The sequence below is a fragment of the Mycetocola sp. Y791 genome (genome assembly GCF_059445325.1).
Window position 1 is genome coordinate 541,558 of sequence record NZ_JCAIUC010000002.1, and the last position, 17,218, is coordinate 558,775.

Consider the following 17,218-nt stretch of genomic DNA (forward strand, 5'->3'; position numbering starts at 1 on the left):
GGCTCAAACTTTTGGTCGATCGAGTTTTGGTCGATCACGGTTGGTTGTTGAGGTCGGTTGTCGAGAAGACGCCGTCGCCCGGGCACCAGCGGCCCCCTTACCATTGAACCCATGGTGAGCATGGCTGAATCGTTGGAACGCCTGTCGGAACTTGCCGCGTCGCCGGTCGTGATGAAGGTGGCATCCGCGTTCTCCGCAGCGGGATTCGAACTCGCGCTCGTCGGCGGTCCGGTGCGGGATGCCATGCTGAGCCGCCCGGTCACCGACCTCGACTTCACCACGAACGCGTCGCCGGATGAGATCCTCGCGGTTACCAAACCCGTTGCAGACGCGCAGTGGGACATCGGCCGCGACTTCGGCACCATCGGCGCGCGAGTGACGGCGAACGGTGTGACCGAGACCGTGGAGATCACCACCTATCGCGCTGACGCCTACGACGGTGTAACCCGCAAGCCGGTCGTCGCGTTCGGCACCAATCTCGAAGACGATCTTCACCGGCGCGACTTCACGGTCAACGCCATGGCGTTCCGGGTGCCCGAGAAGATCCTCGTCGACCCGCACGGCGGTGTTGAGGATCTGCTCGCTGAAACCCTGCGGACCCCGAGTGCCCCAGAGGTCAGCTTCGGAGACGACCCACTGCGGATGCTCCGTGCCGCACGTTTCGCCGCACAGCTGGGGTTCTCCGTTGAACCGGCGGCAGCCGCGGCGATGAGCGATATGGCTGACAGCATCCGGATCGTGTCTCCCGAACGGGTGCAGGGGGAACTGTCGAAGCTGTTGCTCACCGACAAGCCGAGGGCGGGGATCGAGCTCCTCGTCGACACCGGCATCGCGGAGATCGTGATCCCGGAGATTCCCGCGCTGCGGCTGGAGATCGACGAGCACCACCACCACAAAGATGTCTACCAGCACTCGCTGACTGTGCTCGAACAGGCCATCGATTACGAAAAGGCGCGGCATCCGGGCGAGGCGCCGGACCTCACGTTGCGACTCGCGGCCATCCTGCACGACATCGGGAAGCCCGCAACCCGTCGGCTCGAGCCCGGCGGAGCCGTGAGCTTCTACCACCACGACATGGTGGGCTCGAAACTGGCGAAGAAGCGATTGACCGCGCTCCGGTACGACAACGACACGGTGAAGGACGTTTCCCGGCTCATCGAGCTTCACCTCCGGTTCTTCGGCTACACCGACGGGGCCTGGACCGACTCGGCGGTGCGCCGTTACGTGCGGGATGCCGGCCACTTGCTCGAACGACTGCACATCCTCACCAGGGCCGATGTCACCACCCGAAACCGCCGCAAGGCAGACCGCCTCGGATTCGCTTACGACGACCTCGAAGCCCGCATCGCCGACCTGCGCGAACGCGAGGAGATGGAATCCGTTCGTCCGGATCTCGACGGCAACGATATCCAGCGGGTTCTGGGAATCAAGCCGGGCCGCGAGGTGGGCGAGGCCTACAAGTGGTTGCTCGAGCTGCGCCTCGATGAGGGACCGCTTGGCGCGGAAGAAGCCGAACGTCGTCTTCGTGAGTGGTGGGCTCAGCGGGACGCGAGTTCGTGAGCGGCGGGGCGGCGACGGCACTCGACCTGAGAGCCCTCGCTGAGCCGGTGACCGGCCCCGACCTGCGCTCATTTCGTCACACGTCCATCGCTGCCGGGGTGCCGAGGCTGGACCCCACAGCGCCGAGCCTCCGGGGATGGGTGACCGTCATCGGCATGGCCGTGTTCGGCGTTGCCAGTGCCCTTGTCGGCCTGCTGGTCCTCGTCGAGGGCGTGAGCGTCGAAAGTGTCGTGGTCGCCCTCGTCTCAGCGCTGATGGTCTTCGGTTCAACGCTCATCGTCGGGCGATTTCGCTGGCCGCGATGGGGATCACGGTTGTGGCGGGACCGGGTCCGGATCGCCCGCTTCGCCGAGCAGAACGGCGCCAGGTACACAGTGGTCATGCCAGCGCCGCAGCTGGCCGGGATGCTCTTTTCGCGCGGCGACCGGAGGCGCGCGTCCGACGTCGTCGACTTTGGTGAGCAGTCACGGTGGAGCGTCGGTAATCTCTCCTATCTGAGGAGCCTTCCGAAGGGTGGTGCTGAACAGCACGTGTGGGGTTACGTCGAGGTCGACCTGCCCCGACGGTTCCCCCATATCGTCCTTGACTCGCTGTCCAACCACGGTCTGCGCGGACGCGAACTCGAGAACCCGTACTCGGGACAGGGCGCCATCGCACTCGAGGGTGACTTCAGCCGTCACTTCCGGATGACCTGTCCGCCCGGATACGAGCGTGACGCGCTCTACCTGCTCACCCCGGACCTGATGGCCGTCCTCATCGATGAAGGCCGGGACTTCGACATCGAAGTCGTTGACGACAGGCTTTTCCTCTACCGGCCACGGCCGTTCGCCCTCGCTGAGCCCGCGGAGTGGGAGCGCATCCAGCGGATCATCGGCACTATTGCCGAGGGCGCGTACAAGCGAACCGTGAATTATCGGGACGAGCGCGTCGGGGACGTCAGGACGGACATCGTCGCCGATGGCGGGAGACGGCTGCCGACGCCGAACCTCACGGCGATTGTCCTCGTCACGTACGCGGTCTGTGTCATCGCCGCTGTCGTCGCGGGTATTCTCGGCGGCTGAGGGCCCTGCAGCGCTCAGGCTCCATGCAGCGCACAGCGTCCGGCTGTCAAGCCCTTTTTACTCGGGTGTTCCGCGCCTATTTTGAGTGTCGAGAGCGTACTCAACGCAGCGTACGCATGTCAGGAGGATCTCATGCGCATCACCACCGCCGAGCGAATCGACACAGCGACCACATTCGGTCGCAAACCGAAGACGGCAACCTGGCTTGTTCATATCCAGCTCGAGAGCGACAAGGTGGAGCGGGATGTTGAACTTCACCTCAAGCACGCCGGGCAGGACGTTGAGAAAGTGCTCCTTAACGGCATGACTATCGGATTCGTCCACCATGTCGAACCGGTGTACGTCGCGCTGACGGGTCCCGACCTCGCGCGGGCCGTCGAGGTTTCCCAAAAGCTCACTCTCGACGGGAGCATCCGTTCGCTCCTCAACACAGTGTCACCGGAGAAGCTCGGCGCGCACTGACCCGCAGAAAGCCCCTGTTGCTGGCCTCATCGCGCGCGTAGTGTCTGCAGAATGACTCACTCACACGACCCGGACGACCGGGTGAAGCCAGCTATTCCAACGGAGGAATACGGCTCGGACGAGAAATTCAGGACCGCCGACAAATCTCAGGCAGCGAACGGTGCGGATTACACAACGACCGGTGACCCCATCGAGGATCCGGAACACCTCGCCGAAGAAAACCAACTTCACGCCACGGTGGGAAATCCGCTTTCGGGCACTGATGAGGTCGACGACGACGTTGACCGGACGACGCCGGGAAATCCGATCTCGTCGGTGGAACACGACGTCGAGGAAGATCTGCCTCACGCGACGCCGGGTAATAACCCGGTGATCCCCGAGGACTGACGCCGCAGCATCCGTCGTGCGCGGTCGGGGTGACCCCGATGCAGCATTTACGATTGACGGATGCCCGAAATACTGCAGCAAGGCGTGTCCGCGCCCAGCCGCAGGACAGACCACGGCAGGCCTCCCATGCCCAGCCGCAGGACTCATCGCGGCAGGAGCAACGTCGCCGCGTACTCGATGCTCGCACCGAGCCTCTTCGGCCTCGCCGCGTTCCTTGTGCTGCCGATCCTCGTGGTGTTCTGGTTGAGCTTCCAGAGCTGGGATCTGCTCTCCCCGATAACGCCGGTCGGTTTTGCGAACTACGGTGACGTGTTCAGTGACCCCACGTTTTACAACTCGCTCGCCGTGACGCTGTTCTTCGTCGTGATCGTGATTCCGGTGCAGACGGTGCTCGGCGTCGTCGCCGCTTCGCTGCTCACCCGCGGGCTCCCCGGGTCACTGTTCTTCCGAACCATTTACATTCTCCCGTGGGTATGTGCCCCGCTCGCTCTCGGCATCGTCTGGCGCTGGATCCTGGCGCCCACCGATGGCCTGCTCAATGACCTGATCGGCACACGCATCGAGTGGCTCAGCGATCCCGCGCTTGCGCTCCCATCCGTTGCCGCCGTGGTGATCTGGTCAAACGTCGGCTACATCACCCTGTTCTTCATGGCGGGACTGCTCAATATCCCCACTCAGATCCTCGACGCTGCGCGCATGGACGGGGCGGGTCCGATCGCCACGTTCTTCCGAATCAAGCTGCCGCTACTCAGGCCGACCACCTTCTTCGTGCTCGTCACGAGCGTGATCAGCGTCTTCCAGTTGTTCGACCAGATCTACGCGCTCACCGGCGGTGGTCCGTTCGTCGTGACGGATGCCGGTACGTACGGCAGGACCGACGTCGTCGCGTCCCGCATCTACAGCGAGGCTTTCTCGACCTTTGATCTCGGGCACGCCGCCGTCATGGCCGTTGTGCTTCTGTCCGTGCTCGTCGTCATCACGCTTGGCCAGCAGCTCTACTTCGGCAAGAGGACGACCTATGACCTCTCCTAGCCGCATCATCACCACCATCGGCGCCTACCTGATCCTCATCGCGGCCGCCATCGTCACGCTCGGGCCATTTGTGCTCAGCGTGATGACCGCATTCAAATCGCCGCGCCAGTTCGCGAGTGAGGATTCACTCACCGTGCCGGCTCCGTTCGCGTTCGAGAACTTTGTGACGCTGCTCACCGGGCCAGCCGAATTCGGGAATGCGATCCTCGTGACGGTCGCCGTGACATCCGTCATCGTCATATTCCAGCTGGGGTTCTCGGTGCTCGCTGCATATGCCTTCGCCCGCATCGACTTCGTTGGCCGCCGTGTGCTGTTCTGGGTCTATCTCTCCGGCCTGATGGTCCCAAATATTGTGCTCGTCATTCCGCTGTACCTGATGATGGTCGAACTGGGACTTCGCAACACGTTCTGGGGACTGGTTCTGCCGTTCATGTTCGGTAGCCCGTATGCGATCTTCCTGCTCCGCGAGTATTTCCGCGGCATTCCCAATGACCTCGTCGATGCCGCGAGGATCGACGGGGCCGGGCACTGGCGCATCCTCCGCAGCATCATCGTTCCCCTCTCGAAACCGATTCTCGCGACACTTACCCTCATCACCATCGTCAGCCAGTGGAACAGTTTCCTCTGGCCCCTCGTCATCACGACGGGACCGGACTGGAGGGTCATCACAGTCGCAACTGCTAGCCTCCAGTCTCAGTACAACGGCAATTGGACCCTCGTGATGGCCGCGACGACGCTCGCCCTGGTCCCGCTGGTCGTGCTGTTTTTGGCCTTCCAGAAGCAGGTCGTCCGCTCCATCACGATCTCCGGATTCAAGTAAAAGAAAGACCACCCGAAATGGCTCAGCGTTTTCTTCAGTTTGCGGCAGTCGTCGCCGCGTCCGCCCTCGCACTCACCGGTTGTGCGGCAGGCAGCCCTGACGACGAAAAGACGACAGTGTCGTTCCGGCTCTGGGACGACACCGTGGCCGAGGCCTATGAGGAATCCTTCGCGGCGTTCGAGAAGCAGAATCCCGAGATCGACGTCGAGATCAACATCGTCGGCTGGGGCGACTACTGGACCAAGCTCCGCACCGACATCGCCGGCAAGACGATGGATGACATCTTCTGGGTCAACAACTCCTACTTCGGCGCATACGCCGATTCGGGAAAGCTCGTGAACGTCGACGACGTCCTCGGCGACGACGCCAGCGCCGAGTGGGAACAAAGTGTTGTCAACCAGTTCACCCGCGACGGCAAGCTGTGGGGAGTTCCGCAGCTGTACGACGCCGGAGTGGGTGTCTACTACAACAAGGCGCTTCTTGACGCTGCGGGAGTGACCCCTGAGTCCCTCGCCGACCTCACCTGGTCCCCGGACCCGGCCGCGGACACCTACCTGCCTGTCGCGAAGGCGCTGACCCTCGACACAGCCGGAGTCTCGGCCGCTGACCCCGCGTTCAACGGGGCGATCGCGCAGTACGGCACAAACGTCGGTTACGACACCCAGGCGATCACGCTCCCGTTCATCGGATCGAACGGCGGTGTCTACCAGGAGGGCGACGAGTTCGCCTTCACGGATCCCAGGACGGTCGAAGCTGTCAGTTACCTCGTGAACGCCATCAACGTTGCGAAGGTCGCGCCGTCAGCCGCTGACACCAACACCAACAGCGACTTCAGCCGTGACGCGTTCCTGCAGGGCAAGGTCGCCATGTTCCAGTCGGGCCTCTACAACCTCAAGAACATCGCCGACGGCGCGGAATTCGAGTGGGGCGTCGCGCCGATTCCCGCCGGGCCTGCTGGCCGTGTCTCGGTGACGAACGGCGTCGTCGTCGCTGGCAACGCGGCATCCGAGAAACAGGATGCCATCGCGGAGGTCCTCGCCTGGCTTGGCTCGGAGGAAGGTAACGGGTATCTCGGTACCTCGGGTGCAGCCGTGCCCGCTGTGAAGAGCGCGCAGGCTGGTTACTTCGACTTCTGGGACGGCGAGAACGTCTCGGTGGACCCGTTCTTCGACGTGATCGACGAGGCCGGTCCGATTCCCGCTCCGACCGGACCCAACTACGGCAAGGGATTCGAGGCGTTCGACCCGATCTTCCAGGAGATCTTCAAGGGAACGCTCGACGTGAAGGCCGGTCTGAAGCGGGCCGAGGACGCGGCGAACGCGGCGATCGCGGGCTAGCTCTCCCGAGCCCGCCCCGCGCGTTGCCCCACCCCGAGAACATCACTTCCGGCCGAGGCCATCAGTTCCGCGGGGTGTTCTCGACCGGAACTGATGTTCTCGTGCTTACCGGCGTGCCTACTGGGGCAGGCCAGCCTCGCGCAGCGCCGCGGTGAGAAGCCGCGGGCTCAGCGCGGCATCCCACAACCACCTGACCATCCCGTTGCCGGTGCCGCGCATCAGATCCTCGCGCCGTTTCTCAGCCCACACGATCTCTTCGATGCTGGTGCCGCCGGTCATGGATGCCCGCGAGTACTTGACGTAACCGTCGAACTCGCCGAGCAGTCGAAACGCTGGCCAGCCGAAGTCAGCGAACCAGGTGGTGCCGTTCCTGTCGGTCACCGGGAACTGGAGAACAGGTGCCGGAAATCCGCACCGGTGCATGGTCACCCTGCTCGCCGACTCGCCGGGTGACTCCGCGTTCGGCGACGCGAAGGTGATTGCCCGCAGGGCCCGGCGGGTGCCTCTGGCCGGCCCCAGCGCGGCGAGTCGCTCCAGAAGATCGCTCCGCACGAGCTCGGCCGCTGTCGTGTCGTCGCGGCCGCGCGCAGCGCGAGCGAGTGCGGCGTCGAGCGTGGCAACGGCTGAGAGGAAGGTCGCCGATCGAGCGAGGTCGAGCATCGTCCGAGCCAGACTCGTCACGAGAGTGCCGTTGAGCTCCACGACATCAGTGTCGCCGAGCGGCGCCTGATGCCACAGAACACCGTTGCGGGACGCGCGCCGACTGCCGTCGGCCGAATAGAGGTGAACGGTGTCGGGCCAGCTGCCGATCACCGGAAGCCCCCACAGGGCAGCCGCCGACTCGTAGCCAAACACCGCGTCGCCCGCACGGGTGGCTGTGGCCGCCCGCATGCGGAGCAGGTACCTGTCCCGGTCGGTGAGTGCTGCCCAGGTATCACTCGCGACATAGGCGCCGCGGCGGAGGCCGACGACAGTGCCGGACGCGAGGCCGCGCCGAAGCGCCCTCCCGTCGCCCCCGATCAGTTCGAGGGAGCGGGTGAGTTGCAGGGGGTCGTCGTCGCGAATCAGATCGGTCGCCATGGTCTCGAGGATGGCGCGGCTCGGCGGCGTGTAGCGAGGTTCCCGGGTAAGCGGTGGGAAAGGTGGCGGGGGTGGCGGCGCTGTGGGGGACCTCTCTCGGCGCGACCGAGCCCGGAGCGAGAACATCAGCTGCGGTCGAGAACATCAGTTGCGCCGGATGTTCTCGACCGGAAGTGATGCTCTCGCGATGTCCTGCACTCGAAGCAGCCACGGACAGGGTCAGCGGATGCCGGCCCCAATAGGTAAAACCCGGCGAGATCCGGTAAGCTACTCAGGTTGCCCGTATGTGAACACTCTGTTCCCGTGCGGTCCAACGATGCTAGAACCCTCCTGCTGCAGATCGTCTGCAGCCGTTCGAGTCCGAAGGAGGTGGGTTAGTGACGCATCAGTATGAACTCATGGTTATCCTCGACCCCGAGATTGACGAGCGCACAGTTGCTCCCAGTCTCGATAAGTTCCTTAATGTCATCCGCAACGATGGTGGAACCATCGACAAGGTTGACATCTGGGGCCGTCGTCGCCTGGCTTACGAAATCAACAAGAAGACCGAAGGCATCTACGCCGTCGTCGACTTCACCGCGACGAGCGAAGCAACGGTCGAGCTCGACCGTCAGCTGAAGCTCTCCGAGGCAGTCATGCGCACCAAGGTGCTGCGTGCCGAAGAAGCAATCGCTCTCGTTGAGTCCGAAGGCAAGCGCGCCGAGGAGAAGGCTGCCCGCAAGGCTGCTGCCACCAAGGCCAAGGTTGACGCCAAGCCTGCCGAGCCGGCAACGGTCGAAGGCGCTTAGTCCCGATGGCTGGCGAGACCGTAATCACCGTGGTGGGCAACCTCACGTCTGACCCTGAGCTGCGTTACACGCAGAACGGGCTGGCGGTTGCCAACTTCACCATCGCATCCACTCCGCGCAATTTCGATCGCGCGGCTAACGAGTGGAAAGACGGCGAAGCACTGTTCCTGCGAGCGAGCGTTTGGCGTGAATTCGCCGAGCACGTCGCCGGATCGCTCACCAAGGGTAGCCGTGTCATCGCTACCGGGCGTCTGAAGCAGCGTTCGTACGAAACGAAGGAAGGCGAAAAGCGCACCTCGATGGAACTCGAGGTTGACGAGATCGGCCCTTCGCTTCGGTACGCAACCGCACAGGTCAGCCGCGCACAGTCCTCCGGCGGTGGTGGTGGCCGCGGCCCCGCTGCAGTCCAGGACGAGCCGTGGGCAGCAAGTGCACCGGCCGCCCCACAGGCGTTCGGTGGCGGCAACTCGAACGCAGGCAATGCGGGCAATTCCGGCGACAGCTGGAACACGCCCGGATCCTACGGCGACGACACCCCTTTCTAAACACTTCGTCCGCTGGGGCCCAGGTCCCGGCGGACACATTCACACTAAGGAAACCAAATGGCTGGAAAGTCTAGCGGCGCAAGCCGCAAGCCTGCCCGCGGTGGCAAGGGCGGCAAGCCGCTCGCTCCCGCGAAGGCAATCCGCGTTGGGGTCATCGACTACAAGGATGTCCCGACCCTTCGCAAGTTCATCTCCGAGCGTGGAAAGATCCGCGCCCGCCGCATCACCGGTGTTTCCGTCCAGGAGCAGCGCCTCATCGCCCGTGCAGTCAAGAACGCACGCGAGATGGCTCTTCTTCCCTACGCCGGCTCAGGCAGGTAAGGAACACTCACATGTCAAAACTCATCCTCACGCACGAAGTGACCGGTCTCGGCACTCCTGGTGACATCATCGAGGTCAAGAACGGTTACGCACGTAACTACCTGATCCCGCAGGGCTTCGGCATTGCGTGGAGCCGCGGTGCTGAGAAGCAGGTCGAGCAGATCAAGGCCGCACGCGCAGCGCGCGAACTTGCCACCCTCGAAGACGCTCAGTCCCTCAAGGCTGCCCTCGAAGGCACCAAGGTCAAGCTCGCCGTCAAGGCTGGCGCTGAAGGCCGTCTCTTCGGTTCCGTCAAGACAGGCACTGTCGCTGACGCTGTCGCCGCAGCTGGCCTCGGCCAGATCGACAAGCGCAAGATCGAGATCCCGTCTCCGATCAAGTCCGTCGGTACGCACGAAGCTCGGGTCCGCCTGCGCGAAGACCTCAGCGCCGTCATCACCCTCCAGGTGGTTGCTGCCAAGTAGTACAACGCGATGCGGGGTGACGGGTCAAAAGCCCGTCATCCCCTCTCGAATAAGCGGCTGAGCCCTCACGGGCTTAGCCGCTTTTTCGCGCCGTAAACATGAGGATCTATTCGACTTCTGTATGGATGCCTCTAGCCCTGTTAGCCGAAATGTCAAGTTATTTGTGCACAGGTGTTCGGCGGCGCGCCAACGTTCAACACAAACTCTAAACAGGCCGAAGTGCACACATGTGGAAACAGGATTTGCCCGGTCAGGAGCTATTTATCGGGAAAAAGTATTTCCCTTTCCACAGATCTATCCACACCTTGTGCACACACCGCCCGGCGTTTCGCCCACTTTATTCACAGAGTTATCCACAGGCGCATTTGTGCCGGGGGAGTGGCGCTCCTAGTGTGTAGCAGCGCAGGTTTTTATCGGGGCGCGCCAGGCGGTTCATCCCACCAATGTCGGTGGTCGATGATCTGCTGTAACTGAGCATGAAAGTCATGAGCTGTCCCCGCCGGACGGGCTGAAAAGCCAGAGGAGGAACGAGTGTCGATCGCTCATCTCGGGCTCAACGACCATCAGTCGTCGGGCGAACGACCGGAGCAGCGCGCTGAGCGGACCCCACCTCACGACCTGCTCGCTGAGCAGTCCGCTCTCGGTGGAATGCTCCTCTCGAAAGACGCAGTGGCTGACGTCGTCGAGTCGGTGCGCGGTGTTGACTTCTACATCCCCAAGCACGAAATCATCTTCGACGCGATTCTGTCGCTGTATTCCCACGGCGAACCGACGGATGTCATCGCCGTCACCGATGAACTGATCAAGACCGGTGAGCTGTCCCGTGCGGGCGGCGCTGATTACCTGCACACGCTGACGAGCCTCGTGCCGACGGCAGCCAACGCAGGCTTCTATGCCTCGATCGTCGCAGAACGGGCGCTGCTCCGTCGCCTCGTCGAGGCGGGAACCCGCATCGTGCAGATGGGTTACGCGGGCGAGGGTGAGGTCCTCGACCTCGTCAACACCGCCCAGGCCGAGATCTACGGCGTGACCGGGTCGACGACGGCCGAAGACTACGTGCCGCTCAACGAAGCCGTCGGAACCGCGTTCGAAGAGATCGAAGCGAACAACGGCTCAGATGGCAAGATGGTCGGCACGCCGACCGGGTTCGCCGAACTCGACGACCTCACCAACGGCTTCCACGGTGGCCAACTCATCATCGTGGCGGCCCGACCTGCGCTCGGTAAGTCGACCCTCGCGCTCGACTTCGCGCGCGCTGCATCGATCGGAAACGACCAGCCGTCGATCTTCTTCTCGCTGGAAATGGGGCGGAGCGAAATCGCCATGCGACTCCTCTCAGCCGAGGCATCCGTGCCACTTCAGAGCATGCGTAAAGGAAACGTCGACCAGCGCGACTGGAACAAACTCGCGGCTGTGCGTGGGCGGATCAACGACGCCCCGCTCTACATCGACGACAGCCCCAATATGACGCTCGTCGAGATTCGCGCCAAGTGCCGCAGGCTCAAGCAGCGCGTCGGACTCAAGCTCGTGGTGATCGACTACCTGCAGCTCATGACGTCCGGAAAGCGTGTCGAAAGCCGCCAGCAGGAGGTTTCGGAGTTCTCGCGTGCACTGAAGCTTCTCGCGAAGGAGCTCAAGGTTCCCGTCATCGCGCTTTCGCAGCTGAACCGTGGACCCGAGCAGCGTGCTGACAAGATGCCGGCGATCTCCGACCTCCGTGAGTCCGGTTCGCTCGAGCAGGATGCCGATATGGTCATCCTGTTGCACCGAGAGAGCGCCTACGAGAAAGACAACCCGCGAGCCGGTGAAGCGGACCTCATCGTCGCCAAGCACCGTAACGGACCGACGCGCACGGTAACCGTCGCCTTCCACGGCCACTTCTCGCGGTTCGCCGACCTCGCGCCGGCCTAAGCCCCGGCCGAGTCCCGCGTTCTTCTACGCCGCGTAGACTAGAGGTATCCCCCTCACGCTCCACCACGAAAGAGGCGTTCTCCTTGGCCAGTTCCGCCGCTGCTGCACCACGCGGCTCCGTCGACTCGACGTCGCGGTACTGGATCTTCCAGGTGCTGAGGGCGGTACCAGCGGCGGTCGCGGCCGCAGTCATCACGTTCAGCGTCGACCACTCGGCTCCCCTCGGTCTGACGGTCTTTGGCGCATTCGCCGTGGTCACCGGCCTGATGGCCGTGGTGTTCGTGCCACGGGTCCTCGCTGACGATCGGGGCTCGCGCCTCAACTTCCTCCTGAGCGGAGTTGTCAGCCTCTTCGCCGGCGCGGCCGCTCTGTTCCTCGCCGGAACCGGCACATCCGCGCTGCCCGGTCTCTTCCTCACGGTGATCATCTGGGCGCTGCTCACCGGCGTTCTCGAGCTCTACAGCGGCTTCCGCCTGCGCGGGCGATCGCCGTTCGCGCGAGACTGGATGACCGTCGGCGGGGCCACAGTGCTCCTCGGCATCGTCTACCTGCTCGTGCCGCCGGGACTCGACCAGCACTACACCGGGCCTGACGGCGTCGACCGCAGCCTCACAGCATCCATCGTTACGGTGGGGGTCTTCGGCGCTTACGCCGCGATCGTCGCCGTACTCCTCATCATTGGCGGTTTGTCGCTCAAATGGGGAACGGACGGCGCGGGGCGTTCGTCCACAACAGGCACTACGGAGTCACAATCATGAGCACACCACAGCCACCAAGCCGTCGCGAGATTCTCAAACCGGTCGAGTTGCTTGTCTTCGCTGCGGTCGCTGGAATCTTCACCGGCCTCGTGACCCTCATGGTGACCCGCGACATCTCCTTTGCGCTGATCGGGTTCGGTATCGCGTTCATCGTGACGCTCGTCTTCATCGCCATGTTCGCCCTCACGGTCAAGCCCGACGACATGGAGAAGAAAGACATTCACGACCAGGACACCGGGCACTGACTCTCGGGCGGTAATGCCCGGGCTCTGACTCTCGGGAACTGATGCCAGGGCTCTGGCAGCCGGGTTCTGCCGGTCGGCTCCTGACCCGCGCCCGCTAGCTTGCTGGCACGGTCCGCGGATGCCAGGTCAGGCGTGTTCCAGGACGCAGTCCGGCCCCGGATAGACGAGGCTCTCGTGGCCATCGTCAAACCGGATGTAATAGGGCGGTGCGCCGTCCGGGCCACGCACCTCGAGGATCTGTCCGTGCCGTTCCGGCGCTCCGACGCTCTGGCCCCGAATGACAATCCGCTGTCCGGCTGTTGTCTGCATGATCGCCTCCCGATTTCAGGGTACGCGCGGTGTGCGAAACGCGGAAGGGTCGACGCGTGGCACTTGTCGAGCACGCGCCGAGAACATCAGTTCCGGTCGAGAACATCGGTTGCGCGTGATGTTCTCGACCGCTTCTGATTTTCTCGCGGTTACGCGGGCGCTACGCCAGGTAGTCGACGAGCTCGTCGGCGAGGCCCGTGTAGTGCGCGGGGGTGAGAGCGAGCAGGCGCTCCTTCGCGTCGACGCCGATGTCGAGCGTCGATACGAACTCGATCAGGTCGTCACGGCCGATGCGCTTGCCCCTGGTGAGGTCCTTGAGCAGGGCGTACGGGTCGGTGATCGTCGAGCGACCGGCGACAACCTCGGCGCGGATGACCGTCTGGATCGCCTCGCCGAGAACCTCCCAGTTGGCGTTGAGGTCCGCAGCCAGCACCTCGCGGTCGAGGTCGATCTCACCGAGACCGCGGGCGAGGTTGTCGAGGGCGAGCAGCGAGTGCCCGAGCCCGACACCGATGTTGCGCTGGGTCGTCGAGTCGGTGAGGTCGCGCTGCAGCCTGGAGGTGACGAGGGTTGCGGCGAGCGAGTCGAGCAGGGCGCTGGAGAGTTCAAGGTTGGCTTCGGCGTTCTCGAACCGGATTGGGTTGATCTTGTGTGGCATCGTCGACGAACCCGTGGCACCGGCCTGCGGGATCTGCCGGAAGTAGCCCATCGAAATGTAGGTCCAGGTGTCGGTTGCGAGGTTGTGCAACACCCGGTTGGCGTGCGAGACGCGACCGTAGAGCTCCGCCTGCCAGTCGTGCGATTCGATCTGGGTGGTCAGCGGGTTCCAGACCAGTCCGAGCGATTCGACGAAAGCCCGGGACAGAGCCGGCCAGTCCGCTGTCGGATCAGCGACGGTGTGAGCGGCGAAGTTGCCTGTCGCGCCCGAGAACTTGCCGAGGTATTCGGTGCCGTCGATCTGCTTGGCGATGCGTTCGAGCCTGAAGACGAAGACCGCGAGCTCGTGCCCCATGGTGGTTGGCGTCGCCGGCTGTCCGTGTGTGCGCGCCAGCATGGCATCCGCCCTGTGCTTCACGGCCAGCGCCTGCAGCGTGTCGATGGTGACCCGCAGCTTCGGGAGCCACACCGCCTGAACGGCGTTCGATACGGTGAGCGCGTACGCGAGGTTGTTGATGTCTTCGCTCGTGCAGGCGAAGTGCGTCAGCTCGGCGATGGAGTCGAGGCCGAGGGACGCGAGCCGGTCGCGCACGAGGTACTCGACGGCCTTCACATCGTGGCGTGTGACCGCTTCTTTCTCGGCGAGCCAGTCGATCTCGGCCTGGCCGAAGTAGAGGTACAGCGAACGGAGCGAAAAGATCTGCTCTTCGCTGAGCGGTGCGGATCCGAACATTCCTGCACCGGTCAGGTAAATGAGCCATTCGACCTCGACCTGCACCCGCGCCCGGTTGAGGCCGGCCTCGGACAGGTACTCACCCAGCGGGCTCACCACAGAGGAATAACGGCCATCGAGCGGGCTGAGTGGCTGGGCGGGTAGTGAGGTCATCGGGTGGCTCCCTGTCGGATTGCGGGTTCGATCTGGCGAAAAAGTTGACGGATCGCCCCCTCAATCATGCCCAATACCCGATCGAACATTTCGTCATCCGCGTAGTAGGGGTCGGGAACGTCGGTCAATTCGCTGCGTTCTGCGTCGAAACTGAGCAAAAGCGCGATCTTTCCGCGGTCCGTCTCGGTCGGCGCCCACGCCCGAAGGACCCGATCGTGGGTGCGGTCGAGGGCAACGACCAGGTCGAGCTTCTCGAACCAGTCCGGGTTGAACTGCTTCGCCCGGTGCCGTGCGCCGTCGTAGCCGTACTTACGGAGCGCGGCGATGGTGCGGGCATCTGCCTGTTCGCCGACATGCCAGTCTCCGGTTCCGGCGGACACCGTCTCCACGTATCGGCTCAGCCCGGCCTGGCGCACGAGGTGCTGGAAGACGATTTCGGCCATCGGCGATCGGCAGATATTGCCTGCGCACACGAAGCACACCCGGAAAGGTTGCACCTCGGTCGGGTCCGGGTCGGAAATCATTCCCCTATTCTGTACCGCTCGAGGCTCAGGCGGGAGTCCCCCAAACCCCTTCACAAACCCCCGAATCGGGGTGGGCTGTCCACGGCCTGTGCGCATCGCGGATCTCTCGGGGTCGCCCGGCCACACTGGATCCGACGGCCGAGCGCTTCTCTGGAGCACAGCTCACCCCGCGAGTGCAGTGAAAAGTGAAGGAGAGAATCACGATGACGAGGGTCAATACGCCCATCACGACAGCGATCACCGCGGCACTGGATACGGCGATGATTGGCGGGGTCGGCGCAGCGGGGGACGCGGAATTTCGCGCGGCGCAATTGCGGGCTCTGGACGTCATCTCCGAACAGCGCCGTCGGATCGATGCGCTCCAGCAGAATGTCACGCCCGGCCGACGGCGCATTCTCGATGCAGCGGGCGACCTGACCTGGCGGTCCTCCAGCCGGGCCGAGTTCGAGGCGAGGGTTTCCGAACTCGCAGACCGGCTCACCCTCGCTGCGATTCATCTCACCGAGGCGCTCGAGCAGTGTGAGCACGCGAGAAGGGCGGCCCTCGCCAGCTATTCCGGGGGCGGAGCGGCGCCCGGTTCCCGTGGCTACCCCGACTACCCAGCAGCGAGCGGCGGCCCTGGCGCGACAGGCGCTCTCTGATGTCCGACTCGCTCACCCTGTCGACGGGCGGGCTGACGAGCGTCTCAACCGAGGAGCTTTTCGCATTCTCGAGCGCTCTCGATGTTCTCGCCGTCGACGCAACCGACTGGGCACACGGGGCATCGATCGCGCGGTGCCTGACGGAGTGGTCGACGGATGCCGCACCATACGGATTCGCGGAACCCCCGCTGATGAAGGCCAGCCGGTTGTTCACCGACGCGTCGGACTGCGCCGAGCGGCTCGGCAAAGTGGTTCAGGATGCCGCGAATGCCTACGCGGACGGAGAGGCACGAAGCCGGGAGGCTCTCGGTGCCATGCAGGCGTTCGCCGGGTTCCTGGTCGGCACGTATCTGCGCAACCTCGTCATCGGAGCACTCCCTCTTCTGCCAGGCCTGATTCTCACCGCGACGGTCATGAAGCAGCCGGCGCTGCGCCGCGCTGCCGCGCTTCTCGGGGTCGGCCTCGCCGGTGGACTGGCGCAAAACCCGGGCCTCACCGCGAATCCGGCGTTCGTGGGGATGGTGCGCGATGTGGTGTCAGCGGCAGACGACATCCTGATGGGATTCAGCGGAACGAGTCTGCCCGCGGCGCGGATCCTCGGCGATGAAGGGACCGGCCTCGTCGGACTCGACACTGTCGCCAGCGCCGCAATCGTCCTCGGCGGACGACACGTATTCACCGAGACGCCGGTGCGGACCGTCAGCTACGGGGTCGCGCGGGATGTACGGCCCCCGGCCTCCCTCGCGGATGCCGCGCGACGGATTCCTCCGACCGGCGTGGGAAGACCCCAGATTACTGTCGAGAAGTACACGCACCCCTCTGGCACCGCCTCCTACGCGGTGTACATCGCGGGCACGACGGACTTCGGCGGCAACAGCGCCGAGCCGTTCGACATGGCGAGCAACCTGGCCGCGGTCGCTGACAGCGACGCGGGGGCGTACAGGGCCACGCTCGATGCCATGGAGCAGGCCGGGATCCAGCCCGGCGACCGGGTCAACCTCTTCGGCCATTCCCAGGGCGGGCTTGTCGCCGCCCGCATCGCCGAGTCAGGGAGCTTCGATACCCAGTCTCTCGTCACCTTTGGTGCGCCGAGCGGGCAGGTCGCCGTGCCGGACTCGGTCACCCAGGTTGCGGTCGAGCACGCGGAGGACCTCGTGCCAGCGCTCGGAGGCGAACCGGTCGACGGGGCCGAAGGACGCGACCGTCTCGTCGTTTCCCGCTCCCTCTTCGATGAAACCCCGCCGGGCGCCGACGACGGTGGGGCGTCCCACTCCATGAACGGGTATGAGACGACGGCAGCGCTCATCGATGAGTCCACCGACCCGCGACTCACTGACCTCACCGAGGCGCTGGCCGGAATCGGCTCAGGCGCCGGGGTCGCCCAGGCGTTTCGTTCGGAGCGGGTTCGACCGGGGTGACGCCCCGCTTGG

At 64.3% G+C, this 17,218-nt stretch carries 20 protein-coding genes; 16 read left to right on the forward strand and 4 right to left on the reverse strand.

The window, feature by feature from the left end; genetic code table 11:
* The first annotated feature begins 111 nt into the window (after positions 1-111).
* The 7 genes from AC1C2N_RS07445 to AC1C2N_RS07475 all read left to right on the forward strand — a co-directional run bounded on the left by AC1C2N_RS07445 (position 112) and on the right by AC1C2N_RS07475 (position 6,659).
* Positions 112-1,560: a CCA tRNA nucleotidyltransferase gene (locus AC1C2N_RS07445; RefSeq protein WP_495433504.1), complete on the forward strand. Its 1,449-nt coding sequence runs from the start codon at positions 112-114 to the stop codon at positions 1,558-1,560.
* On the forward strand, positions 1,530-2,621 hold the full coding sequence (locus tag AC1C2N_RS07450; RefSeq protein WP_495433505.1) for a hypothetical protein: 1,092 nt from the start codon (positions 1,530-1,532) through the stop codon (positions 2,619-2,621). The genes AC1C2N_RS07445 and AC1C2N_RS07450 overlap by 31 nt, the downstream gene beginning before the upstream one ends.
* A gap of 132 nt (positions 2,622-2,753) precedes the next feature.
* A complete protein-coding gene (locus tag AC1C2N_RS07455) occupies positions 2,754-3,083 on the forward strand; it encodes a hypothetical protein (protein ID WP_483406208.1) in 330 nt (109 codons plus the stop codon).
* A 51-nt stretch (positions 3,084-3,134) separates the two neighbouring features.
* Positions 3,135-3,470, forward strand: a complete 336-nt coding sequence (locus AC1C2N_RS07460; RefSeq protein WP_495433506.1) for a hypothetical protein — start codon at positions 3,135-3,137, stop codon at positions 3,468-3,470.
* Between the two features lie 60 nt (positions 3,471-3,530).
* The gene (locus AC1C2N_RS07465; protein WP_495433507.1) at positions 3,531-4,502 is read left to right on the forward strand and encodes a carbohydrate ABC transporter permease; all 972 of its coding nucleotides are present in this window, start codon (positions 3,531-3,533) and stop codon (positions 4,500-4,502) included.
* Positions 4,489-5,322, forward strand: a complete 834-nt coding sequence (locus AC1C2N_RS07470) for a carbohydrate ABC transporter permease (protein ID WP_483406205.1) — start codon at positions 4,489-4,491, stop codon at positions 5,320-5,322. Before AC1C2N_RS07465 ends, AC1C2N_RS07470 begins: the two co-directional genes overlap by 14 nt.
* A gap of 17 nt (positions 5,323-5,339) precedes the next feature.
* Entirely contained in the window at positions 5,340-6,659 is a 1,320-nt protein-coding gene (locus tag AC1C2N_RS07475) for an ABC transporter substrate-binding protein (protein WP_495433508.1), read from the forward strand.
* 117 nt (positions 6,660-6,776) lie between these two features.
* Here AC1C2N_RS07475 and AC1C2N_RS07480 read toward each other — a convergent pair whose 3' ends face one another.
* Positions 6,777-7,739 (reverse strand): hypothetical protein, encoded by a 963-nt coding sequence (locus tag AC1C2N_RS07480; protein WP_495433509.1) that lies wholly within the window; start codon positions 7,737-7,739, stop codon positions 6,777-6,779.
* A 377-nt stretch (positions 7,740-8,116) separates the two neighbouring features.
* Between AC1C2N_RS07480 and rpsF the strand changes: the two genes are divergently transcribed.
* The 7 genes from rpsF (at position 8,117) to AC1C2N_RS07515 (ending at position 12,771) form a co-directional block, all read left to right on the forward strand.
* Positions 8,117-8,527 carry a 30S ribosomal protein S6 gene (rpsF, locus tag AC1C2N_RS07485; RefSeq protein ID WP_121659358.1) on the forward strand — a complete coding sequence of 137 codons (411 nt, stop codon included), beginning with the start codon at positions 8,117-8,119 and terminating at the stop codon, positions 8,525-8,527.
* Positions 8,528-8,532: 5 nt separating this feature from the next.
* On the forward strand, positions 8,533-9,072 hold the full coding sequence (locus AC1C2N_RS07490; RefSeq protein ID WP_483406202.1) for a single-stranded DNA-binding protein: 540 nt from the start codon (positions 8,533-8,535) through the stop codon (positions 9,070-9,072).
* A gap of 57 nt (positions 9,073-9,129) precedes the next feature.
* Positions 9,130-9,393: a 30S ribosomal protein S18 gene (gene rpsR, locus AC1C2N_RS07495; RefSeq protein WP_108392326.1), complete on the forward strand. Its 264-nt coding sequence runs from the start codon at positions 9,130-9,132 to the stop codon at positions 9,391-9,393.
* Between the two features lie 11 nt (positions 9,394-9,404).
* Positions 9,405-9,857 carry a 50S ribosomal protein L9 gene (gene rplI, locus AC1C2N_RS07500; RefSeq protein WP_108392324.1) on the forward strand — a complete coding sequence of 151 codons (453 nt, stop codon included), beginning with the start codon at positions 9,405-9,407 and terminating at the stop codon, positions 9,855-9,857.
* A 531-nt stretch (positions 9,858-10,388) separates the two neighbouring features.
* Positions 10,389-11,768, forward strand: coding sequence for a replicative DNA helicase (dnaB, locus tag AC1C2N_RS07505; protein ID WP_483406200.1), 1,380 nt, complete (start codon positions 10,389-10,391; stop codon positions 11,766-11,768).
* A gap of 83 nt (positions 11,769-11,851) precedes the next feature.
* On the forward strand, positions 11,852-12,526 hold the full coding sequence (locus tag AC1C2N_RS07510) for a DUF308 domain-containing protein (protein ID WP_495433510.1): 675 nt from the start codon (positions 11,852-11,854) through the stop codon (positions 12,524-12,526).
* The gene (locus AC1C2N_RS07515; protein ID WP_483406198.1) at positions 12,523-12,771 is read left to right on the forward strand and encodes a hypothetical protein; all 249 of its coding nucleotides are present in this window, start codon (positions 12,523-12,525) and stop codon (positions 12,769-12,771) included. Before AC1C2N_RS07510 ends, AC1C2N_RS07515 begins: the two co-directional genes overlap by 4 nt.
* A 126-nt stretch (positions 12,772-12,897) precedes the next feature.
* Here AC1C2N_RS07515 and AC1C2N_RS07520 read toward each other — a convergent pair whose 3' ends face one another.
* The 3 genes from AC1C2N_RS07520 to AC1C2N_RS07530 form a co-directional block, all read right to left on the reverse strand.
* Positions 12,898-13,080: a DUF1918 domain-containing protein gene (locus AC1C2N_RS07520; RefSeq protein ID WP_483406197.1), complete on the reverse strand. Its 183-nt coding sequence runs from the start codon at positions 13,078-13,080 to the stop codon at positions 12,898-12,900.
* A gap of 160 nt (positions 13,081-13,240) precedes the next feature.
* A complete protein-coding gene (gene purB / locus AC1C2N_RS07525) occupies positions 13,241-14,623 on the reverse strand; it encodes an adenylosuccinate lyase (protein WP_495433511.1) in 1,383 nt (460 codons plus the stop codon).
* Positions 14,620-15,147: a low molecular weight protein-tyrosine-phosphatase gene (locus AC1C2N_RS07530; protein ID WP_483406195.1), complete on the reverse strand. Its 528-nt coding sequence runs from the start codon at positions 15,145-15,147 to the stop codon at positions 14,620-14,622. The genes purB and AC1C2N_RS07530 overlap by 4 nt, the downstream gene beginning before the upstream one ends.
* Before the next feature lie 203 nt (positions 15,148-15,350).
* On the opposite strand from AC1C2N_RS07530, the gene AC1C2N_RS07535 reads away from it, so the two are divergent.
* The gene (locus AC1C2N_RS07535) at positions 15,351-15,788 is read left to right on the forward strand and encodes a hypothetical protein (RefSeq protein WP_495433512.1); all 438 of its coding nucleotides are present in this window, start codon (positions 15,351-15,353) and stop codon (positions 15,786-15,788) included.
* Positions 15,788-17,206: an alpha/beta hydrolase gene (locus AC1C2N_RS07540; RefSeq protein WP_495433513.1), complete on the forward strand. Its 1,419-nt coding sequence runs from the start codon at positions 15,788-15,790 to the stop codon at positions 17,204-17,206. The genes AC1C2N_RS07535 and AC1C2N_RS07540 overlap by 1 nt, the downstream gene beginning before the upstream one ends.
* The last annotated feature ends 12 nt before the right edge of the window (positions 17,207-17,218 follow it).

What these genes read in the sequence shown, in the direction of transcription:
- AC1C2N_RS07475 (WP_495433508.1), top strand. Translation starts at nt 5,340, where the DNA reads ATGGCTCAGCGTTTTCTTCAGTTTGCGGCAGTCGTCGCCGCGTCCGCC.
- rpsR (WP_108392326.1), top strand. Translation starts at nt 9,130, where the DNA reads ATGGCTGGAAAGTCTAGCGGCGCAAGCCGCAAGCCTGCCCGCGGTGGC.
- AC1C2N_RS07455 (WP_483406208.1), top strand. Translation starts at nt 2,754, where the DNA reads ATGCGCATCACCACCGCCGAGCGAATCGACACAGCGACCACATTCGGT.
- AC1C2N_RS07480 (WP_495433509.1), bottom strand. Translation starts at nt 7,739, where the DNA reads ATGGCGACCGATCTGATTCGCGACGACGACCCCCTGCAACTCACCCGC.
- AC1C2N_RS07515 (WP_483406198.1), top strand. Translation starts at nt 12,523, where the DNA reads ATGAGCACACCACAGCCACCAAGCCGTCGCGAGATTCTCAAACCGGTC.
- AC1C2N_RS07520 (WP_483406197.1), bottom strand. Translation starts at nt 13,080, where the DNA reads ATGCAGACAACAGCCGGACAGCGGATTGTCATTCGGGGCCAGAGCGTC.
- purB (WP_495433511.1), bottom strand. Translation starts at nt 14,623, where the DNA reads ATGACCTCACTACCCGCCCAGCCACTCAGCCCGCTCGATGGCCGTTAT.
- AC1C2N_RS07530 (WP_483406195.1), bottom strand. Translation starts at nt 15,147, where the DNA reads ATGATTTCCGACCCGGACCCGACCGAGGTGCAACCTTTCCGGGTGTGC.
- rplI (WP_108392324.1), top strand. Translation starts at nt 9,405, where the DNA reads ATGTCAAAACTCATCCTCACGCACGAAGTGACCGGTCTCGGCACTCCT.
- AC1C2N_RS07465 (WP_495433507.1), top strand. Translation starts at nt 3,531, where the DNA reads ATGCCCGAAATACTGCAGCAAGGCGTGTCCGCGCCCAGCCGCAGGACA.
- AC1C2N_RS07445 (WP_495433504.1), top strand. Translation starts at nt 112, where the DNA reads ATGGTGAGCATGGCTGAATCGTTGGAACGCCTGTCGGAACTTGCCGCG.
- AC1C2N_RS07540 (WP_495433513.1), top strand. Translation starts at nt 15,788, where the DNA reads ATGTCCGACTCGCTCACCCTGTCGACGGGCGGGCTGACGAGCGTCTCA.
- AC1C2N_RS07535 (WP_495433512.1), top strand. Translation starts at nt 15,351, where the DNA reads ATGACGAGGGTCAATACGCCCATCACGACAGCGATCACCGCGGCACTG.
- AC1C2N_RS07460 (WP_495433506.1), top strand. Translation starts at nt 3,135, where the DNA reads ATGACTCACTCACACGACCCGGACGACCGGGTGAAGCCAGCTATTCCA.
- AC1C2N_RS07490 (WP_483406202.1), top strand. Translation starts at nt 8,533, where the DNA reads ATGGCTGGCGAGACCGTAATCACCGTGGTGGGCAACCTCACGTCTGAC.
- AC1C2N_RS07470 (WP_483406205.1), top strand. Translation starts at nt 4,489, where the DNA reads ATGACCTCTCCTAGCCGCATCATCACCACCATCGGCGCCTACCTGATC.